We start from the raw sequence: 249 nt of genomic DNA, 5'->3' as shown, positions 1-249 counted from the left end.
ATAATGTTACTTATAGTTATACTGATCCCCAAACAGGATGTAGCAATACAGATCCGGCAACAGTAACAGTTAAAGCTCCTACCTCTTCAACACAAAGCCGCACAATCTGCAGTAATCAATTACCATATACATGGGATGGTCAAACATTTACAGCAGCAGGTCAGAAGGTGAAAACAGGTTTATTGAACCAGTATGGTTGCGACAGTACAGCAACATATAACCTTACAGTAAATCCAACAACATCTTCAA

General features: G+C 39.0%; 1 protein-coding gene. It reads left to right on the top strand.

Going from position 1 to position 249, the window contains the following annotated elements; all coding sequences use genetic code 11:
* Positions 1-249 (top strand): hypothetical protein (locus tag ESA94_RS21565; RefSeq protein WP_164972835.1); only part of this gene is annotated, 249 nt, incomplete at both ends.

The organism is Lacibacter luteus (assembly GCF_004118265.1).
Lineage (GTDB): Bacteria > Bacteroidota > Bacteroidia > Chitinophagales > Chitinophagaceae > Lacibacter > Lacibacter luteus.
The sequence above is the reverse complement of the archived record's forward strand: the minus strand, read 5'-3'. Positions and strand labels throughout refer to the sequence as shown.